The organism is Owenweeksia hongkongensis DSM 17368 (assembly GCF_000236705.1).
GTDB lineage: Bacteria > Bacteroidota > Bacteroidia > Flavobacteriales > Schleiferiaceae > Owenweeksia > Owenweeksia hongkongensis.
Genome location: NC_016599.1, coordinates 856,019 through 874,839, shown reverse-complemented (window position 1 = coordinate 874,839; position 18,821 = coordinate 856,019). Strand labels below are relative to the sequence as shown.

Below are 18,821 nucleotides of genomic sequence, written 5' to 3'. Positions count from 1 at the left end.
AGTCTATTTCTTCCTCGCCATATCACCCAAATACCCACTATGGTGTCTCTTCGAATATTCCTCTTTGCTAAAACCAATTTCTTCCATCATTAATACCACCAAAATATCACCAACTACGCTCATTACCGTGGTAGAAGTAGTAGGAGTGAGGTCTAGTGGACAAATCTCCTTTGGGTTTCCGGTACTTAGGCAGATGTCGCTAAACTGGGCCAACGGGCCATCAGGGTTTCCTGTAAGGCCAATGATTTTAATATTTGGATAAAGGCGTTTTGCCAAATGTTCAAGTTCAATAATCTCCCGGGTTTTCCCGGAGTTTGAAATAAGCAGGAGAACATCATTTGCTTGCACCATTCCCAGATCGCCATGCTGTGCTTCGCTTGGGTGCATAAACACTGCCGGAGTTCCTGTGGAGCTTAGTGTGGTGCCAATGTTTAAACCGATTTGTCCGGCTTTGCCCATCCCACTGATTACAACTTTTCCGTTTTTGTTGTGAACTTGTTCTTTAATCAAAGCCACAGCTTCCTGAATAATTCCGTCAATCGGAATGTTCTGAATGGCTTCTACCTCTTTGGCTATAAGTTCTTTTATTTTCGATTGGATCATTTGATGCAAATTGAGCCAGCTAAATTAATGTTTTCTTACACCTTCGAGCGACTGATTTTCCAGCAGGCCGTCTATCATTTTTAGCTTACGGTCTGCAAGGTTTGCCAACTCGGGGTTATGGGTAATTACCACAAAGGTGTTGTTAAATTCATTCCTGATTTCAAAAAACAGACGGTGCAATTCTTCCGCATTTTTGGAATCCAGATTTCCTGTGGGCTCATCGGCCAATATTACCGAAGGATTATTGATCAGCGCACGGGCCACGGCCACACGTTGTTGTTCACCACCACTCATGGCTGAGGGTTTATGTGTCATTCTATCTTTTAATCCCAAAAAATCAAGCAGTTCTTTAGCGCGTTTTTCTACTTCAGGCTTTGACCTTTTGCCAATAAAGCCGGGAATGCAAACATTTTCTAAAGCAGTGAACTCCGGCAGGAGGTGATGAAACTGAAACACAAAACCGATGTGGTCATTTCTAAACTTTGAGAGTTTTTTTTGCGAAAGCTTAAAAACATCTTCGCCATTTATATGAAGCAATCCGCTATCAGGATTTTCTAAAGTGCCCAAAATTTGGAGCAAGGTGGTTTTTCCGGCACCAGAATCACCCATGATGGAAACAATTTCCCCCTGGTTAATTTCCAGATTTACACCTTTCAACACTTTTAGTGAGCCGTAGGATTTTTCAATTTGTTGTGCTTGTATCATCTTTCAATGCGTTGAAGTGTCAAACCTACGATATAGAGTGGACATTTATTGAACGCAACAACTTCATGAATGGATTTAGTTTAATCTGAATTTAAATTTTGTTCTTTGCGCTGGATAATTTTTTGAATGACAAATATTACTCTTTTAATGAATAGGTTTATCAATTTATCATACCCTTTTGTTATAACACTTTTATTCGTTTTGGGCATGATTTCATGTGAAAGAGACGAAACCGGGGATATTGAAACTCAAGGAAAGGCATCAGCCAAAATTAATGGAATGGATTGGGGAGCTGAGGTAAACTCTAGGCATAGAGGTGATAAAGTGAGTATCATAATGACCCATTTCGAGGAAATAGATGGGATGATGGTGCCTTGGGAGGATATTGGAATTTCAATGATTCGTAAAAAGGAAGATTCGATTCAGAGAATCTTTATGCTTGATTCTTTAATTTCTACAGCACCTTGGCTGGTGACAACGGTTTCTGGCTCTTTTTCTACTAATCAGGAACTCGGTCATGTGCAATGTGATTATTATGAGGTAATAGAGCAAGACTCTGTAAACAATTGGGTACGGATAAATCAACAGAAAAATGACTTTAAGAAAGTATGGGGGAGTTTTTCAATGCATTTGTACAGAACATCATCTTGTAGCTCAACTATTTACCCAGATACTTTACTGATTACCGATGGCCAATTTTACTTTGTATTATAATGCACAACAACCCTGTTACCAAGTTGAACATGAAACAATGCCTATTTAAAAGTATCCCAATGTCAATATTCCTGTTGGCGGTAGCTCTTCTATCATCTTGTGAAAAAGAAGAAAGCCAAGGAAATGTTTTTTCAACTGATGGTAGAGCATTCTTCAAAGTAAATGGAGAGCCCTTAAATGCAGGAATAAAAGTTTTGAATAGAGACGGCAAGCTCGTAATCATACTGGAGCATTATAGAGAGCAGCATGGAGACCTATACCCTTGGGAAACTTTAAGTATAGATAATTTCATGAAAACAACGGATTCTACTCAGCGGATATACGGAAGTGGAGTATCATATAGTAACTCGGTTACGGGATCATTTGCTACGCTCGAGTTTTACGATATCCTTTGTGACTCCTATAAAGTTATTGGACAAGATTCAATTAAAAACTGGGTAAGAATAGATAAGGAGAAGAATAACTTTAATGATGTACGTGGTAGTTTTTCTATGTATATGTACAAAGAAGGAGGCTGCTCTTCCGCACTTTACTCAGATACTATATTAATCACCGATGGTCAATTTTACTTTTCATTGTAATACGCAAGAACCCCGTTATCAAACAAAACATGAAAATATACTTATTTGAAAGTATTTTAATGTCAATATTTTTATTGGCAGTAACTCTACTTTCATCCTGCGAAAAAAACGCTAAGACAGATATTCCTTCTGTAGGCAAAGCTTCATTTAAAATAAGTGGTGAGTTGCTAGATACAGAAGTGAGGGCTAAGAAACGCGGAGATAAGTTTCTAATGGCATTGGAAAAATACCGCATGTCGGGCGGAGAACCATCGCCATGGGAAGTTTTAAGCATTGAGTATGTGCATAATAAACTGGATTCTGTTCAAAGAATTTACAACATCGATTCGCTAGGTACAATTGCTCCAGAATTAGTAACGCAGGTATCTGGCTTTTTTTCGTCACGAAAATTTTATGATGTGGGTTGCGAAATATTTGAAGTTGTAGAAAGTGATTCCATTAACAATTGGATCGTTCTTGATGGGCAACGCAATAATTTCAATGAAGTTACTGGGAGATTTGCGCTGCATATGTATAAAGTACAAGGTTGTGATGCAGAGAAGTATCCAGATACTCTTCTTATAACCGATGGTCAATTTTATTTTTCATTGTAGTCAATATGGGAGTTTAATGGGGTGGAAGTGAAAAGATTGATAAAAGCGCCCGAAAATTTTCTCCAAATGAATGATACCGCTATTTTTGCGCCACTTCTTATAAAAATAAAAATACGATATATGAATCTACACGAATATCAAGGTAAAGAAATACTTGCCTCATACGGAGTGACTGTACAGCGCGGTATTGTTGCATCTACGCCTGATGAAGCCGTAGCAGCTGCAAAGAAATTGAGCGAGGAAACTGGCACCGGATGGTGGGTTTTGAAAGCACAAATTCACGCTGGTGGTCGCGGAAAAGGTGGCGGTGTGAAGCTTGCAAAATCTCTTGATGACGTAAAAAATATTGCTTCAGACATTATCGGAATGCAATTGGTTACTCCTCAAACTTCTGCTGAAGGTAAAAAGGTACACCAGGTTTTGGTTGCAGAGGATGTATACTATCCTGGTGATAGCGAAACTTCTGAAATCTACATGTCTGTATTGCTAAACCGTAACACAGGCCGTAATATGATTATGTATTCTACCGAAGGTGGAATGGATATCGAAGAAGTGGCGGACAAAACTCCACACTTGATTTTTACTGAAGAGATTGATCCTAAAGTTGGTCTTCAAGGATTTCAGGCTCGCAAGATTGCCTTTAACCTTGGTCTTAGCGGAAAAGCATTTAAAGAAATGACCAAATTCGTAATGTCTCTTTACAAGGCTTATGATGGTATCGATGCTTCTTTGTTTGAAATCAACCCTGTGCTTAAAACTTCTGACGACAAGATTCTTGCTGTCGATGCTAAAGTAACTTTGGATGACAACGGTCTTTTCCGTCACAAAGATTACGCAGAAATGCGCGACAAGCGTGAAGAAGATCCTATTGATGTAGAAGCTGGTGAAGCTGGTCTAAACTTCGTAAACCTTGACGGTAACGTAGGATGTATGGTAAACGGTGCTGGTCTTGCAATGGCTACTATGGATATTATCAAAATGGCAGGTGGTAACCCGGCTAACTTCCTTGACGTAGGTGGTACCGCTGACGCTGCTCGTGTAGAGAAAGCTTTCCGTATCATTCTTCAGGATGAGAAAGTAGAGGCAATTTTGGTAAACATCTTTGGAGGTATCGTTCGTTGTGATCGTGTAGCACAAGGTGTAATTGATGCATACCAAAATATTGGCGACATCAACGTTCCTATTATTGTAAGGTTACAAGGAACAAACGCTGAAGAAGCTAAGAAAATGATTGACGAAAGTGGGCTAGAAGTACACTCTGCAATCGTTCTTAAAGAAGCAGCTGATAAAGTGAAAGAATTGATAGGTTAAGAGTCTATCAAAGCACATATAATAGAAAACCCGGCCAAATAGCCGGGTTTTTTTATGCGCTTTAGTTTTATTTCTTTTATAAAGAAGGATGAAAGTTTTTATAACACTTATTTACTGTCTCAATTAACTCTTCCTTATCCATGGGCTTATGTAAAAGTGCATTTACATTTCCATCTTGCATAGCTTCTTCAATATCCTTGTTAGTATCAAATCCTGTAAGAATCACAGATGGACGCTGGCCATATTTTTCATTTGCTTCACGGATAAACTCAACTCCATTAAGCCCTGGCATCTTAAAGTCAGAAACTACTACGTCTATATCTTCATTTGCTTCTAGTTTTGCTAAAGCTTCTTCGCCAGACATTGATAGGATAACCTCGAAATGTTTTTTAAAGTTAATTTTAAATAGAGTCGTATTTATAGGCTCATCATCCACATAAAGTACTTTGATAGGAGGATTATGCGTCATTCTTTGAAGAATTTAGTGGTAATTTAATGGTACATACCGTACCAACATTTTCTGTAGACTGAAGGTTTATGCTCCCAAGATGGGAAGTGATAAGCTTGTAACTTACATAAAGTCCAAGTCCTGTGCCTTCGCCTGGCGGTCTTGTTGTAAAAAATGGATCAAATGCATGATGAATTATTTTCTCACTCATTCCGCAGCCGGTGTCCTCAATTTTTATTTCCAATTGATTGGATTCTAAAATTTTAGTGGAAATTGTAATAGTTCCTGATTTAGTAATAGAGAGAATGGAGTTTTCTAAAATATTTGTAAATATCTGATGTAGACTTCCTTCGTGTCCTTGTATTATCGTATTATGATGGGCAAAATTAGTGCTAATAGTACAAATTGCACTATCAATTTTTGGTTTTAATACTAAAAGACAATTTTCTAAAATTTTACGGATATCGCAAGGGACTAAATCTTTACTTATGCTATTACCGCTAAAGCGATTGAGTTCACCAATCACATAATTGATTCGCTCCATTCCTGTGTCAATATGCTCTACGATGGTGATAGATAATTCCTTGTCTTCTTCATCCGGAAGTTTTTCTATAATTTCTTCAAGAGCGTAAATGCCGGACTTAATAAAATTGAGGGGGTTATTTATTTCATGAGCCACACCAGAAGTAAGCACACCTAGCGATGCTAATTTTTCGTATTGAATAAGCTTTGATTGTGCTCGCTTTAGTTCATCTAAAAGTGTTTCTAATTCTTCATTATTTTCTTCTATTTCATTTTGATTTTCAAGTAATTTTTGATTTTGCTTGGCAATAAGCAGATTAGAGTCTTCTAGTTGATTGTTTTTCTTTTTAAGAAGTTTCGATCTTTTTATTCGTGCTCTTATATTCAGGGTGAGTAATAAAGCTATAATTACTAACATTCCGATGCCAGTCATTAAAGCAATATTTCTATCCTTTTCATGCTTTAGTCTTGCAGTTGCAAGGGCATCCTTTTCTGCTTGCTGAGCTTTCATTTGTGCTTGCTTTAGAGAAAATGCAGCTTGTTCATCACGTTGGGTTAGCTTCCTGACTGCGGCAAGGTCTTTTATAGAATCATTAATAACTTTTAGCTGAAGATGAATGTTATACGCCTTTTTATAGTCTCCCATTTGAGCGTAAACATTATGTAAATTGGACAAGGCTTCTTTGGTTCTAAGGTTTTGACTTGTTTCTTTGGCCTTATCAAGACTTAGCAGGGAGTATTTTTCTGCCTGATTTAAATCATTAAGATTGATGTAACTAATTCCAATATTGTTTAGAATGGGAGTTATTACGAGCGCATCCTCCATTTGTGTGGCTAGCTCCAGTGCTTTGAGATTGTAGTCCAGTGCTTCAGTATATCTGCCCAGAGAATTTAGAGTAAAGCCAATATCGCTGTGACATATTGTTCTACCTTTTAAATTATTTAAGGTATTAAATACTGCGAGACATAACTTATGGATTTCCAGTGCTTTTTCCTTTTCACCCTTTGCCCAATGTATGTAACCTAAGTAATTAGCATTAAACTGTGCGGATACGGGTAACCCTATTTTGCTAAATGCAGCATAAGCCTTTTGAAAATACTTCTCTGCCTCATTTCCACCTTTTATTTCACCAAAGTAATAGGCCGAGCCAAGGTCACTATACAGCTCGGCTACAATGGAGTCTTTACCAAGTTGCTTATAAATTTCCAGAGCCGATTTAAGCTCAGTAATCGCTTTGGGATAATATCCTATTTGGAGGGATGTGGTGCCTAATTTGGCGTATACCTTAGCTTGCAGCAGTTTTGCATTTTTTGTAGTTAGCTCGTCTGCAGCTTTGTGATAAATATTGAGGGCCTCTCTTGGGTTTGTGTCTAGCACCATATCTCCTTTTTTGAGGAGGGCTTCAATATCATTTGGTTGCGCTACTGTTGAAACAGCAATTAGCAATAATGCAAAACCTACAATTTTTTTTAGAATGGAATGTAGTATTTGAAGAGTAGAGATCATGAGTTTAGTGAGGTTGGTTGTGGGGTTTAGTTTGTTAAGTTATTAAGTTTTCATCATATTATTCTTGAATAGCAATAAATAAAACTCCAACTAAAATGGCGATTCCAAAACTTACAAGTGTGCCAATGAGTATGTATTCTGTAAGTTTTCGGTCTTTAGATTCTTTTAGGTCGCCAAAGCGAAAAACAGATTTTGCAGCAATCAAAAAACCGATGGCTTCCCAGTGGCCGGAGATTACAAATCCAAAAACAAAAAGGCGTTCCAGCATTCCTATATAGGTGCCGGCTTTTGCCAATGAATCGTCTTTGTCATCTTCGGTGGCAGGGCTCCAGTTTGAGATTAGGACCTTAATCAAAATGGAAGAAACAAAAGTGAGTAACGAAACCGCAGTAGCTAGTAGCAGTAGGTTTTCGCTCCAAAGTGCCGGGAAGTTTATAAAGTCAGGAAAGTAAATTTGGGTAACTCCAATAAGCACCAGAATGTGTAAAAACTGGTCACCAAAAAAGAGTAATCGGCTGTTGTATTTGCCTTGTAGGTTTATTTTTAAAATGTCAATTAACAGGTGGCTTACTACTATAATGAGTATTCCCAGCCAGTACTGAAAATCAAAACTTAATAATACCAAAAGGAGTAGAGCATGTATGCCAATGTGGAAATAAAGCTTAGGCGAGCGGTGCTTACGCTGCATTTTATCCTTTACCCATTTTGCGGGTTGCAGACCAAAATCCCCAAGAAGGTGAGCTAATAATATGGTGAGAAAAAATGTCATATTTCTTTTAGTTTTTGAGAAATAAGAAGTTCATATCTCTGGTTCATTTTCATGATTTCGTCAAAGCCAGCTCGCTTTTGCCGCTCGCTTACACTGCTTTGCGATATGTTCAGCATTTTTGCCAAATCACTTTGTGTGGCTTTAGGGTGTGCAATGGAAAGTTGAACTGTTTTAGCTGAATTTTGCGTCCAATTATCTATTGTCAACAGGGCCAATTCTATGTTCAAATTCATTTGGCTATCCACATCTGTCCAAGGTGAGCTTAGGGCTAAAGTGTGTTTCTTTAGATTTTCAAAAAGCTCTCCCGCTCTTACAAAGGCATCACCGTTGGCTTCGGTTATTTTGGTGGCATTATAGCTTTTTTCGCCTATGCCAATAGCCATGCGTACATCCAGGTTTACCGCACTGCGCAGGGCTGCTTTTATTTTGAGTGTTGTGAGCAGGGCTTTTTTCGGGTCGGTAACTTCCACCTGAAAGCTATCGCCCCTAAATATTTCCCAAACCTTGGGTTCAGGGCCTATTTCATTCAGTACTGTTTTCAGTGAATTCAGCCACTGCTTTGGCGTTTCGCTATTTCGGGAATTTATGATGTCTCCAATTATTACACTGGTCATGAGTATTTTTTTACAACTTCAATACTCAAATATATCTGCTTTAAAGCAGATAATCTAATTTATCTGGCTATAACCCGATATTTTGATTTATAAGGCTATAGCCCGATAATCGAAATTATCGGGTATAATTGCTAACTACTCGTTTTAGGTTTTCCGAAAGGTTGTGCAGCCACTTTAACTGATCGGCAATCAACCGAGATTCTTGGAGACGTAAGCGTAAATCATCGCTAATTTCGGTTTGTCCATCCTCAATTTGTTGTTCTCTTTTAGCCGAAAGGCTTTCAAACTTTGATTCAAGAATTTTACTGGCTTCCTTAATTTTTGAAGGATCAGCACTTTCTCTGTGTTCCTCTTTATTTAAAGTGGCAATAGCTGCATTTAGATTTTGCTGAATATGTTCAATATACGTTTCAAAGTGAGTAGAGGCAGGGAGGGTATCATGGTTTTGGATGAAAGTTCCCAGTGAGGCTGAGGCAGAAAGAAAAGTCTGATTCAGCGCTACAATTTCAAACAAGTCACCAATATTTTTTTGCTTGGCGGGAGGGTCTTGTGCCATTCGCTGAAAAGCGGCATTGAGATTACCCAAGCTTAAAAATGCTTGCTTGCGAGACAACTTGTACGATGTGGGAGGTAAGCTTTTCTTATTGTGATAATACTGATCAATTTCTTTAAGATACTTGCAGTTTGCCTCAATGCTCTTTTCAATAAAACTGTTGACATTCATAAATTCCCAAGAAGGGAGAATCAGGAAATTGGCAATCACGGCAAGGGCAGCGCCAGTAACAGTATCAAGCACACGATATTGAATTACATTGAAGGCATCGGGCTGTAAAAGAGCGTATACAAATACAATATTGAGGGTGATAAAAATGGCCGATGTTCTATAGTTTTTTTGAATAAAAGAAAATGCCAACACCAAAGAGATGGCCGCCAATACTCCATAAATAATAGTGTTTTGCGTAAGCAATACGATTACCGATGCAATGCCCGCGCCTATTAAAGTTCCAATAATACGATGCTTAGACCGCTGCTTGGTGAGGCCATAATTGGGGCGCATGATCACAATTATGGTAAGGAGTATCCAGTATGAATTTTGAATTTGAAAAATGCTACCAATAAAGTAGCCTATTAAAACAGTGATGGCCAAACGCAACGAGTGCCTGAAAATGGGCGATTGAAGTCCAAAATTTTCGACTAGCACTTTAAAAGAGTAGTCCTGTTGGGTGATGAATTTTTGGCTATCCTTTATTTTGAGTAAGTGATTCTTGCTAACTAAGTTTTGAAGGATTCGCTCAATGGAAACAAGTTTTTGCACTTGCTTTTCTTCGTAGTCCAAAAGGTTTCGAAGCATCAAAGCACCTTCACGGGCCTTAGGCATTCCCACTTTTTGCACATACAATTCCACGCTTTCTTCAGCATCTTTTAATAAAGATTGTAAAGCCGAGTTAGTTTCCAGCTTAATGTTTGACTGCAAAGCTTCTCCAATGTGTTCAAGTTGCCTCGCTAATTCAAAAATGATATCAACGTAAGGATCAATTATTTCAGGGTACTTACTGAACTTATCATCTACACTACGATAATTGGCAGAGTTAGCTACGGCTAATTCCATCATATCTACCAATTCAATAAAAATCAATAAATAACGCCTGCTAAGGTTGGATGAACCAGACTCTGCTCTGGCGGTAAGAAGTATTTCTCGCAGAGTTTCCAGGTTTGTATTTATGAGTTCGTGAAGCTCTAATAGCCGCTTTGTTTGCTTTTCCGGATTATCATTTCCCAAAGCTAATTCGGCCCGAATGCGCATATATTTTGCGATTAGCTCCATAGATGTTGCGAGCAAAACTTCGGTATGCTTAAGTGGTAAAATATGAGCCAAAAGAACAGATAGGCTTAGATACCAAATGCCTCCTGTAAAAATGAACCCGGCATGTAAGAGCAAGTCAAAACCTGAATGAGGATGGACAAAAGTGAGTACCATGGCCAACATTCCCGAAAAGGCTACCAAGGAAGCACGGAAACCATAAACCGAAATAAGGGAAATACAGAAAATAAGAATAGTGAAAGAGGGCAGGAGCAGCCATGAATCGTGTACTAAGCTTATCAAGATGGTTGATACAGCCGCAAGTGATGCAGAAGTAATGATCCCGATAACTTTATGTCTAAAGTTTCCCTGAACATCAGAAGTAGAGCTCAGTAAAACTCCAATGGCAATGCTAAGACCCCAAGAGGTATAGTCCAGAGAATAGCCAATAAAAAGAGGAATGACCATAGCTAAAGCCAATACCAAACCTTTGAAAAAGTCAGGGCTTTTTAAGAATGCAGCTATTTTTTGTTTGGTGATGCTCACGCGACTATTTTGGCTTTGCTAAAATAGTCCTTGCTCGGTATCAGCTCCGAAAAATGTAAGAATATTATTAATAAAAAAAGAGCGCCATAAACTGAATTAAGACGCTCTTCTGCAATTTAAAATTCTCTGGCTTATGTGATTCTTATGCCAAAACCGTGGTGCACGGATCCTTGCGTGAAAGTGCCAACTTCAGGAATATTATTGACATTCAATGATGGACGTAACTCAAAGAACAAATGAGTTCTTTTCCAGAGTTCTCTTTTCTTGCCCAGTCTAAAATCTACTCCCATAGGAATGTAGCCACTTACCAAAAATGAGTTGTCATTTCTTACTGTTTCCATTTCGTCTAAAGAGCTATCACTGTATTGTCTTTCAAAGTACTGATCGTCATTTTGGTTTTCGATGTATGAATTATTGTAATGATAAATAATGGTGTTAGCATTGATAGCCATTCCACCCATTACCCCAACACCACCGTAAAAAGACCAGCGAGCCGCAGGGTTAGTGCGGAAGATAAGGGATACGTCCAGCACAATATTGTCTGAATGATAATTCATGTCATAGCTGTCATAATTCACCGAATCCACAAAGGTTTGGTTTCCTGTGCGGGAAGAAGTTAAGGTGTCGTAGGCAAATCTATCCTCATTCCAATAGTTACTGTATAGTGACACACCATTGGTATAAGTAAGGCCAATTCTAAGTTGTGGAGATAACTTACTTACGTCATCATCTTTTTTCTTAAAATCAAACCCCAACATAAATGAAATACGCGCTGAGGAATTCCATGAATTATAACCCGAGGAGTTATTGTATCCAGTAAAATCATTTTGCAAAAGATTGGAATTTGGTGCCAGTAATTGAAAATCTTGTAGTGTACCATAGTCTCCACTGGTGTTGCCTCCCAGGTAAACTGAGAAGTCAGACAGGTGCATAGATTGTGCTTGGGTGTAAATAGGGGAGCCACAAGCGAAGGCCAAAGCCGCTAAAACAAAGGTTTTTAAATGCATATAAAGTTTAGATTAATAATACAGCAATAACTGTGTGTCCAGCATTCTTAGTATGTGTGAATAATGAGAATGTGAAACTTTAACAATTACTGGCTGGCAACAGCAGGTTTCTTAGGCTCAGCTAAGGGGATGAACTTCTTGTAATGATCGTAACGCAAAAAGATCTCTTTCACATACAAATAAGGCTCTAATCCGCGTACAAAGCCATAGCGAACCACTGGGTTTGTATAGTATTCACGGCTTGAAAGCTTGAGAACATAGTCTTCAACATTATCATCCCATAGTAGTGGGTTTTCCCCAAATGCTGTAGCCAAACGCTGGGCATCACGAACGTGGCCCAGTCCACAATTGTAAGAAGCCATTACAAATTTGGTTCGCTGCACCGAATCTGGAATTTTCTTCCAATTGTTCCAGAGTTTCTTTAGATAAATAGAGCCCGCTTGAATATTTTGATCAGGATGAGAAATATCTTTGAGGCCTAAATCCTGGGCAGTGGAAGGCATTATTTGCATTAAACCTCCGGCTCCAGCCCACGAGGTAGCTTGTGGTTCAAATCTTGACTCTTGATAAATCAAAGAACTTAGAAGTCTCCAATCCCAGCCGAGGGGTGCGGCATGTTTTTTTATAATTTCATCATACTGGCTAATTTTTCCAGAGTTTTTACTGTAAAAGTCACTTTTAATACGTCTTTGGTAAGATTTACGGTTTTTAAAATACTTGTTGTAAAGTACCCTGTAGGAAGACTTTTGCTTAATTTTTTTGAGCCACATATTTACTGCCTGTAGCAGTAGCGGGCTATTTTTGCGAACACCCCAAGCTATTTGTTGGGAAAAACTAATTTGTGTTTCTACATCGAGAATAGGGTAGTAGGTTTGATTAAGAGCAGCAATATTGTAATCGGACACTGTGTAATCAATTTCGCCATCTACCACCATTTTTATTATTTCATCTGTAGTCTTGTCTCCAGAAACAGTTTGAATATCAATGTTTCCGCCAACTTCTTTCGCCAAATTTTGAAGGCGTTCGTAGTAAGAAGAATTACGCCTTACATGCACCGTTTTGTCAATAAGTTCAAGGGGGTCATCAATCAATTTGTCATCTAGCTTGTAGCCCGGCAAACTTCTCCAGTTGTCAGGTTTGCGCTGCACCAAAGCCTGGTGGGTTACATAATGAGGTTCGGTAAAGTTGATAAGCTTTTTACGAGATTCAGTAATAGATAATCCATAAGCGATGATGTCACCCTCACCATTATTCAGCATGGTAAAAAGGTCATCAATATCCTCTGCAACCCTTATGCGCAGTTCAAGTTTGAGCTCTTTGGCCAATTCGGAAAGTAGTTCATATTCAAAACCCAAGGGTTCTCCTTTGTAAAGAAAATAGCTGGTAGAATTATAAATGGCGATTGCTGTAAGATACCCGTCTTCCCTAATCTCATTAATATCCCGCATTACTATTGACGGCTCATCATTGAGAGCTATTTCACTTGATTCCGGCTCAGAAGAACCACAGGAACTAAGCAAAGTAGCAAACGCAAGAAGCAGCAGAAAGTAGGGTTTTTGCATAGGCACATGTTTGAAGTATTCAATGAAAAACACTTCATATTGGCTTCATCCAAAATATGAAAATTTATGGAATAGACATTTTTTTAAAGTTGCGTATTACAACCTTATGTCAGCTTTTTCATGTGTTTCACCGAAAGAGAAACAAGCTGCTCAAGCACATCTATGTCAACATCTTCAAGCTTATTGATATACAAACAGGATTTTCCGGTTTTGTACTTTCCAAGTTTACCCATTAGTTCTTCATATCTATCAAAACCAGGCATTATATATAATGTAAGTGATTGTTTGCGTGGCGAAAATCCAGTTATCATCCAATCACCTTCACGACCACTGGCATATTTGTAATGATAAGAACCATACCCCACAATACTAGGGCCCCACATAGTTCCTTTTTCACCTGTTATCTTTTCCATCAGATCCATCACTACCAGGCTGTCAGCTTTTCGTTTTTCATTTTCTACAGAAGCAATAAACTCCATAGGATCTTTATCGTTCTTTTTGGTTTTTAACTCTGACATAGGAATAAATATGAGGGTTATATTTTTCAAAAATAACAAAACCTGAAGGCAGTAAATAATAGGGAGGCTGTACATTTGCGGCATGAAGTGGAAAAAGCAAACCAGAGAAGAAATTAAGACACGTGTATTTAGTGCCTTAGATGAGAATAGAAACTATGATTCCGATTATATTTTAGGAATTCCAGGATCATATTTAGATACGGAGCAGTTTTATCGCGATGCAGATTTTCTTAAAGATGCGCCTTATTTAAAAACCTTCATCAATAACCCAAACCACATTGGCTGCCATACCCTTACCGAGGATAAAGGTGAGGACCTTTTTAGGGGAACACAGAAGATGGAGATCGAGTTGATCGATTTAGTTTCTGAAGAAATAATGAATGCTGGCCCAAAAGAGATTGATGGTTACGTAGCGCCAGGTGGAACGGAAGCAAATATTCAAGCACTTTGGATTTATCGCAACTATTATAAAAAGGAGTTTAAAGCCAAAAATGCTGAAATAGGAGTGATTTTCAGTACCGATAGCCACTACTCATTTTACAAAGGTTGTAATCTGCTTAGTATCAATCCACTTCCTGTGGAGGTGGATTTTGAGACTAGGCAAATTGATCCTCAAAACCTGAAAGCCACTCTAGAAAAGGCTAAGGAAGCCTGTATCAAATATTTGGTAATAAATGTAAACATGAGCACCACTATGTTTGGCTCGGTGGATGATTTGGAGGCTATTTTACCAATAATAAAACAAAGTGGATTGCCTTATAAAGTACATGCTGATGGTGCTTTTGGGGGATTTATCTATCCTTTTACTAATCCAGATAATCCATTAGATTTTAGAAATCCAGAAATTACGAGTATCACTTTGGATGCGCATAAAATGCTAATGGCTCCCTACGGAACAGGCATGTTTTTGATCCGAAAGGACTGGATGCATTATGCAGCTACTGAAGAAGCTCAATATGTGCAGGGCTTGGATTATACCATCTGTGGCAGCCGTAATGGAGCACAAGCCGTCTCTATTTGGATGATTCTAACAACTCACGGCCCAAAAGGATGGCGTAAAAATATCCAAAGCCTGATGGATGAAGCTGATCGCTTATGCAGAGAGTTTTACGACTTGGGAATCCCATACTTTAGAAATCCGCATATGAATATTATAACCACCAAAGCAGGTTTTATTCCAGAAGACTTATGCTATAAGTATCGTTTAGTTTCTGATGATTATACAGGAAAAGCCAAGTGGTGGAAAATTGTAGTCATGCCGCACACCAAAGGCGAGGTGATAGATAGATTTTTGGAAGAAGTGAAAACTAGACTAAAAAAATAGAGTCATTAGATTATGACCGACTTATGCTTCGAATATGTAAATTTGGAGAAGTCGATAAAACTAAACGATTATGAAAATATTTAAGCTTAGTCTTTTAATCACTGTTATAGCCTTGTCAGTTTCCTGTGAAAAAGAATACACCGAAACAGGGGAGGTGTTTTTTTCAGGAATTACCAACCGTGATGGAAATGGAGATCTCAATGGGAATATTGATCCTATGGATTGGAATTTAAATACCACTTTTACTAGTCAGGAAGATGCTCTTTTTGCAGCGGATAACCTTCCGATTTGCACTGATGCAAATGATACATTACTCAAAACGTATGTGTACCCCAACCCAAATAACGGTGTATTTACATTTGGATCCATTATTCAGATGGATAGTATCGCTTTAAAAATAGTAGATGATAATTTTACGATCCTATACGAAAACGACAATTTAACTTCTTTGTCCCTTACGATCCATGAAAATGGTGATGGTGGTTCGCGATTAGTTCGCATGTATTACCGAGTTTATAATGGAGCTTGTAAGTATCAAGGTTATGGAGATTTGTCAATTAGGTAGAGTCAAAAACCGTCAACTTTTTTCAGGACGACACACAGATAATCAAAAAGCCCCGAGTTTCTTCGGGGCTTTTGTTTTAGTTTGCCTTAGGTTTTGAAGGCTTATTTTCTGGTTTCTTACCTGGCTTTTTGCCGAAAGGCTTCTTTTTATAATTTGGCTTTTTACGCCTGTTCTTCTTTGGCTTAGACTCCGTCCACTCCGGGCCTTTACCTAATGATTCAGATGGAGGAAGCTTTTCAAACTTGTTTTCAATAAAAGCTTCAATACGCTGAAACTTGTACATATCATCCTCGTTCACCAGAGTTACGGCCATACCTTTAGTTTCTGCTCTGGCGGTTCGGCCTATTCTATGCACATAATCCTCGGGATCATTTGGCACATCATAGTTTATCACAAGATTTATGTCTTTAATGTCAATACCACGGCTTAACACATCAGTGGCTACCACAATTCTGGTTTGCCTTGCTTTAAACCTAAGAATTGCAGCTTCACGCTTTTCTTGATCGTAATCAGAAGAAACGCCTTCTACACTGTAGTTTTTTGATTTTAAAACGCGTGTCAGCTGTTCCACTTTTTTCTTCGTGGAGCAAAAAATGATAATACTTTTAAAATTGTCTTTATCACTCAAAATCTCTTTAACCATAGGAGTTTTTTGAGATTCAAATGTGAGATATACTTTTTGAGTAACTCCTGCAGCTGGTTTACTTACAGCCAAATTCACCTCTTTTGGACTATGCAAAATCTCCTTAGCCAGCTTTCTGATTTTTGGAGCCATTGTAGCGCTAAACATCAAGCTTTGCTTCTTCGCTGGTAGTTCTTTAATGATTTTAATTATATCGTCATGAAAGCCTATATCCAGCATTCTATCTGCCTCATCTAAAATTAGATGTTGAATATTGGAAAAGTCAGCATAGCCATTATTCATGTGCGAAAGAAGGCGACCCGGGGTAGCGATGATAATATCTACTCCATCAGTCAAGGCTCTGCGTTCTTGCTCCCAGCTGATGCCGTCACCACCACCATATATGGCAAATGAACTGGTATTGGTGAAATAGGCGAGACCTTGCACTTGTTGGTCAATTTGCATTGCCAATTCGCGGGTAGGGCAAACTATTAAAGAATTGGTTCCTTTGGTTTTGCTAGTGGCAATTTTATGCAAAATAGGAAGGATGAAAGCTGCAGTTTTTCCTGTGCCAGTTTGGGCACAGCCAATAATGTCGCTTCCTTGTAGTATAATGGGAATGGCCTTTTCCTGAATCTCAGTGGCCTTTTCAAAGTTCATGTAGCCAAGGGCTTCTACCAATTGGTCATTTAGCCCAAATTCGTCAAACGTCATAAAAGTCTATTCTTTGTAAATACGCAAAAGATAATTTGCGTTTAGGGTGCTTACTCATGGTGGTAAATATAAGCAATCTCAAAATGTAGCAATACACACCGAAAGAGCCTATAGCAAACAAAGAAAATAGAACAGGAAAATTTGTCTTAAACAGTGGCTCGGTCTGCTACCACTTTGTAGTCAGGGTCTTCCAGAATATTTACGTCAACAATCTTTTCTGCATTTTTTAGCATGGCAATACAGTCTGGGCTGAGGTGGCGTAAATGAAGTTTCTTGCCTGCTTTGAGGTATTTCTCGGTCAATTTATTCAAAGCTTCAATAGCTGATAAATCTACCACACGGCTTTCGCGGAAGTCTATAACCACTTCGTCTGGATCATTATTTACATCAAACTTATCATTGAAAGTAGAAATACAACCAAAGAATAATGGTCCAAATATTTCGTAGTGCTTCACACCGTTTTCATCAATATGCTTGCGGGCACGAATACGTTTTGCATTTTCCCAGGCAAACACTAATGCTGAAATAACAACACCAATAAGTACGGCTAGGGCTAAGTTGTGAAGAAATACGGTAATTAGAATCACCACTAACATCACAATAATATCAGAAACGGGAACTTTACCAAATACGCGAAGTGTGGCCCATTCAAAGGTTCCGATGGCTACCATGAACATTAGTCCAACCAAAGCAGCCATAGGAATCATCTCAATTACAGGACCTACAAAAAGTACTATGCTCAACAATCCAAGTGCGGCTACAATTCCAGAAATACGACTTCTACCACCAGCATTTACGTTGATTAAACTTTGGCCAATCATGGCGCAACCGCCCATTCCGCCAAAAAAACCTGTTACAAAATTTGCCAATCCCTGAGCAAAAGACTCCTTATTCCCGCTACCACGTGTTTCCGTGATTTCATCGATAAGAGTAAGAGTTAATAGACTTTCTATCAGACCAACACCCGCCATAATTAAGGCATAAGGGAAAACGATTTCTAAAGTTTCCCATGTAAATGGAACGTTTGGCAAGGCAAGGCTAGGGAAGGAGCCTGATACAGAGGCTAAGTCACCAATAGTTTTGGTAGGAATATCAAGGCCAATTACCAAAAGTGAAATCACAACAATAGCAGTAAGTGATGATGGAACGGCTTTAGTAAGCTTTGGCATAAAATGAATAATAAGCATGGTAACTGCTATCAAGCCAAGCATTATATAAAGAGAATTACCGCTCATCCATGGGCTGTCAGGCTCGTTGCCAATTTTGAATTGACCAAACTGAGACATAAAAATAATGATGGCCAAGCCATTCACAAAACCATATATCACGGACTGAGGTACTAAGCGAATAAACTTACCGAGTTTAAAAACACCAACCAATATTTGTATTACCCCCATGAGGATTACTGCAGCAAAAACATACTCACGACCATGATTGATAACAAGGGAAACCAAAACAACTGCAATAGCGCCAGTTGCCCCCGAAATCATTCCTGGGCGACCTCCAAAAATAGAGGTGATAATACCAATGAAAAATGCTGAATAAAGACCAACAAGTGGAGAGAGGCCTGCGATAAATGAAAACGCGATAGCCTCGGGAACCAACGCTAATGCTACGGTTATACCCGAAAGAAGTTCATCCTTAAGGTTTCCTTTCTTTTTGTCGTACTGTAAAAAGTTGATGATTTTGGCGCGCATATTCCCAGTTTTTTAAGGGCTGCAAAAGTATACAGTTATTTGTGAATGACCAGTATACAGCACAATTGCTTTATCTAGGCTTGATATTTTGGTAAAGC

At 38.6% G+C, this 18,821-nt stretch carries 18 protein-coding genes; 6 read left to right on the top strand and 12 right to left on the bottom strand.

The window, feature by feature from the left end; all coding sequences use genetic code 11:
* Positions 1 to 3 precede the first annotated feature (3 nt).
* Positions 4 to 603, bottom strand: a complete 600-nt coding sequence (locus OWEHO_RS04040) for a KpsF/GutQ family sugar-phosphate isomerase (protein WP_014201193.1) — start codon at positions 601 to 603, stop codon at positions 4 to 6.
* A 24-nt stretch (positions 604 to 627) separates the two neighbouring features.
* Positions 628 to 1,308: an ABC transporter ATP-binding protein gene (locus OWEHO_RS04035; RefSeq protein ID WP_014201192.1), complete on the bottom strand. Its 681-nt coding sequence runs from the start codon at positions 1,306 to 1,308 to the stop codon at positions 628 to 630.
* 207 nt (positions 1,309 to 1,515) lie between these two features.
* Here OWEHO_RS04035 and OWEHO_RS04030 point away from each other — a divergent pair, with 207 nt between their 5' ends.
* The 4 genes from OWEHO_RS04030 (at position 1,516) to sucC (ending at position 4,507) form a co-directional block, all read left to right on the top strand.
* Positions 1,516 to 2,022 carry a hypothetical protein gene (locus tag OWEHO_RS04030; RefSeq protein WP_223252715.1) on the top strand — a complete coding sequence of 169 codons (507 nt, stop codon included), beginning with the start codon at positions 1,516 to 1,518 and terminating at the stop codon, positions 2,020 to 2,022.
* 59 nt (positions 2,023 to 2,081) lie between these two features.
* On the top strand, positions 2,082 to 2,603 hold the full coding sequence (locus OWEHO_RS04025) for a hypothetical protein (protein WP_143764508.1): 522 nt from the start codon (positions 2,082 to 2,084) through the stop codon (positions 2,601 to 2,603).
* Positions 2,604 to 2,632: 29 nt separating this feature from the next.
* Positions 2,633 to 3,196 (top strand): hypothetical protein, encoded by a 564-nt coding sequence (locus OWEHO_RS04020; RefSeq protein ID WP_014201189.1) that lies wholly within the window; start codon positions 2,633 to 2,635, stop codon positions 3,194 to 3,196.
* Positions 3,197 to 3,316: 120 nt separating this feature from the next.
* On the top strand, positions 3,317 to 4,507 hold the full coding sequence (sucC, locus tag OWEHO_RS04015; protein WP_041627934.1) for an ADP-forming succinate--CoA ligase subunit beta: 1,191 nt from the start codon (positions 3,317 to 3,319) through the stop codon (positions 4,505 to 4,507).
* Between the two features lie 76 nt (positions 4,508 to 4,583).
* On the opposite strand, the gene OWEHO_RS04010 is transcribed toward sucC, so the two are convergent.
* The 8 genes from OWEHO_RS04010 to OWEHO_RS03975 form a co-directional block, all read right to left on the bottom strand.
* Positions 4,584 to 4,976 (bottom strand): response regulator, encoded by a 393-nt coding sequence (locus tag OWEHO_RS04010; protein ID WP_014201187.1) that lies wholly within the window; start codon positions 4,974 to 4,976, stop codon positions 4,584 to 4,586.
* Positions 4,966 to 6,984, bottom strand: a complete 2,019-nt coding sequence (locus OWEHO_RS17790) for a tetratricopeptide repeat-containing sensor histidine kinase (RefSeq protein WP_014201186.1) — start codon at positions 6,982 to 6,984, stop codon at positions 4,966 to 4,968. The genes OWEHO_RS04010 and OWEHO_RS17790 overlap by 11 nt, the downstream gene beginning before the upstream one ends.
* A gap of 58 nt (positions 6,985 to 7,042) precedes the next feature.
* Positions 7,043 to 7,753, bottom strand: a complete 711-nt coding sequence (locus OWEHO_RS04000) for a DUF3307 domain-containing protein (RefSeq protein WP_014201185.1) — start codon at positions 7,751 to 7,753, stop codon at positions 7,043 to 7,045.
* Complete coding sequence (locus OWEHO_RS03995) at positions 7,750 to 8,367, bottom strand: SatD family protein (RefSeq protein ID WP_014201184.1); 618 nt, start codon at positions 8,365 to 8,367, stop codon at positions 7,750 to 7,752. Before OWEHO_RS03995 ends, OWEHO_RS04000 begins: the two co-directional genes overlap by 4 nt.
* A gap of 115 nt (positions 8,368 to 8,482) precedes the next feature.
* Positions 8,483 to 10,714, bottom strand: a complete 2,232-nt coding sequence (locus OWEHO_RS03990; RefSeq protein ID WP_014201183.1) for an FUSC family protein — start codon at positions 10,712 to 10,714, stop codon at positions 8,483 to 8,485.
* A gap of 131 nt (positions 10,715 to 10,845) precedes the next feature.
* Positions 10,846 to 11,721, bottom strand: a complete 876-nt coding sequence (locus tag OWEHO_RS03985) for a hypothetical protein (protein WP_014201182.1) — start codon at positions 11,719 to 11,721, stop codon at positions 10,846 to 10,848.
* 86 nt (positions 11,722 to 11,807) lie between these two features.
* Positions 11,808 to 13,283 carry an MltF family protein gene (locus OWEHO_RS03980; protein WP_014201181.1) on the bottom strand — a complete coding sequence of 492 codons (1,476 nt, stop codon included), beginning with the start codon at positions 13,281 to 13,283 and terminating at the stop codon, positions 11,808 to 11,810.
* A 104-nt stretch (positions 13,284 to 13,387) separates the two neighbouring features.
* A complete protein-coding gene (locus tag OWEHO_RS03975) occupies positions 13,388 to 13,801 on the bottom strand; it encodes a DUF1801 domain-containing protein (protein WP_014201180.1) in 414 nt (137 codons plus the stop codon).
* Positions 13,802 to 13,883: 82 nt separating this feature from the next.
* Here OWEHO_RS03975 and OWEHO_RS03970 point away from each other — a divergent pair, with 82 nt between their 5' ends.
* A complete protein-coding gene (locus tag OWEHO_RS03970) occupies positions 13,884 to 15,125 on the top strand; it encodes a pyridoxal phosphate-dependent decarboxylase family protein (protein WP_014201179.1) in 1,242 nt (413 codons plus the stop codon).
* A gap of 70 nt (positions 15,126 to 15,195) precedes the next feature.
* On the top strand, positions 15,196 to 15,690 hold the full coding sequence (locus tag OWEHO_RS03965; protein WP_014201178.1) for a hypothetical protein: 495 nt from the start codon (positions 15,196 to 15,198) through the stop codon (positions 15,688 to 15,690).
* Positions 15,691 to 15,766: 76 nt separating this feature from the next.
* Here the strand turns inward: OWEHO_RS03965 and OWEHO_RS03960 are convergent, their stop codons facing one another.
* Positions 15,767 to 17,026, bottom strand: coding sequence for a DEAD/DEAH box helicase (locus tag OWEHO_RS03960; protein WP_014201177.1), 1,260 nt, complete (start codon positions 17,024 to 17,026; stop codon positions 15,767 to 15,769).
* A gap of 146 nt (positions 17,027 to 17,172) precedes the next feature.
* Positions 17,173 to 18,723 carry a SulP family inorganic anion transporter gene (locus OWEHO_RS03955; RefSeq protein WP_014201176.1) on the bottom strand — a complete coding sequence of 517 codons (1,551 nt, stop codon included), beginning with the start codon at positions 18,721 to 18,723 and terminating at the stop codon, positions 17,173 to 17,175.
* Between the last annotated feature and the right edge of the window lie 98 nt (positions 18,724 to 18,821).

Excerpts from the sequence above, each read along its gene's own strand:
- OWEHO_RS03955 (WP_014201176.1), bottom strand. The coding sequence starts at position 18,723 with ATGCGCGCCAAAATCATCAACTTTTTACAGTACGACAAAAAGAAAGGA.
- OWEHO_RS04000 (WP_014201185.1), bottom strand. The coding sequence starts at position 7,753 with ATGACATTTTTTCTCACCATATTATTAGCTCACCTTCTTGGGGATTTT.
- OWEHO_RS04040 (WP_014201193.1), bottom strand. The coding sequence starts at position 603 with ATGATCCAATCGAAAATAAAAGAACTTATAGCCAAAGAGGTAGAAGCC.
- OWEHO_RS03975 (WP_014201180.1), bottom strand. The coding sequence starts at position 13,801 with ATGTCAGAGTTAAAAACCAAAAAGAACGATAAAGATCCTATGGAGTTT.
- OWEHO_RS04010 (WP_014201187.1), bottom strand. The coding sequence starts at position 4,976 with ATGACGCATAATCCTCCTATCAAAGTACTTTATGTGGATGATGAGCCT.
- OWEHO_RS04020 (WP_014201189.1), top strand. The coding sequence starts at position 2,633 with ATGAAAATATACTTATTTGAAAGTATTTTAATGTCAATATTTTTATTG.
- OWEHO_RS04035 (WP_014201192.1), bottom strand. The coding sequence starts at position 1,308 with ATGATACAAGCACAACAAATTGAAAAATCCTACGGCTCACTAAAAGTG.
- OWEHO_RS03985 (WP_014201182.1), bottom strand. The coding sequence starts at position 11,721 with ATGCATTTAAAAACCTTTGTTTTAGCGGCTTTGGCCTTCGCTTGTGGC.
- OWEHO_RS03995 (WP_014201184.1), bottom strand. The coding sequence starts at position 8,367 with ATGACCAGTGTAATAATTGGAGACATCATAAATTCCCGAAATAGCGAA.
- OWEHO_RS04030 (WP_223252715.1), top strand. The coding sequence starts at position 1,516 with ATGATTTCATGTGAAAGAGACGAAACCGGGGATATTGAAACTCAAGGA.
- OWEHO_RS03980 (WP_014201181.1), bottom strand. The coding sequence starts at position 13,283 with ATGCAAAAACCCTACTTTCTGCTGCTTCTTGCGTTTGCTACTTTGCTT.
- OWEHO_RS04025 (WP_143764508.1), top strand. The coding sequence starts at position 2,082 with ATGTCAATATTCCTGTTGGCGGTAGCTCTTCTATCATCTTGTGAAAAA.
- OWEHO_RS03970 (WP_014201179.1), top strand. The coding sequence starts at position 13,884 with ATGAAGTGGAAAAAGCAAACCAGAGAAGAAATTAAGACACGTGTATTT.
- OWEHO_RS03965 (WP_014201178.1), top strand. The coding sequence starts at position 15,196 with ATGAAAATATTTAAGCTTAGTCTTTTAATCACTGTTATAGCCTTGTCA.
- OWEHO_RS17790 (WP_014201186.1), bottom strand. The coding sequence starts at position 6,984 with ATGATCTCTACTCTTCAAATACTACATTCCATTCTAAAAAAAATTGTA.
- OWEHO_RS03960 (WP_014201177.1), bottom strand. The coding sequence starts at position 17,026 with ATGACGTTTGACGAATTTGGGCTAAATGACCAATTGGTAGAAGCCCTT.
- sucC (WP_041627934.1), top strand. The coding sequence starts at position 3,317 with ATGAATCTACACGAATATCAAGGTAAAGAAATACTTGCCTCATACGGA.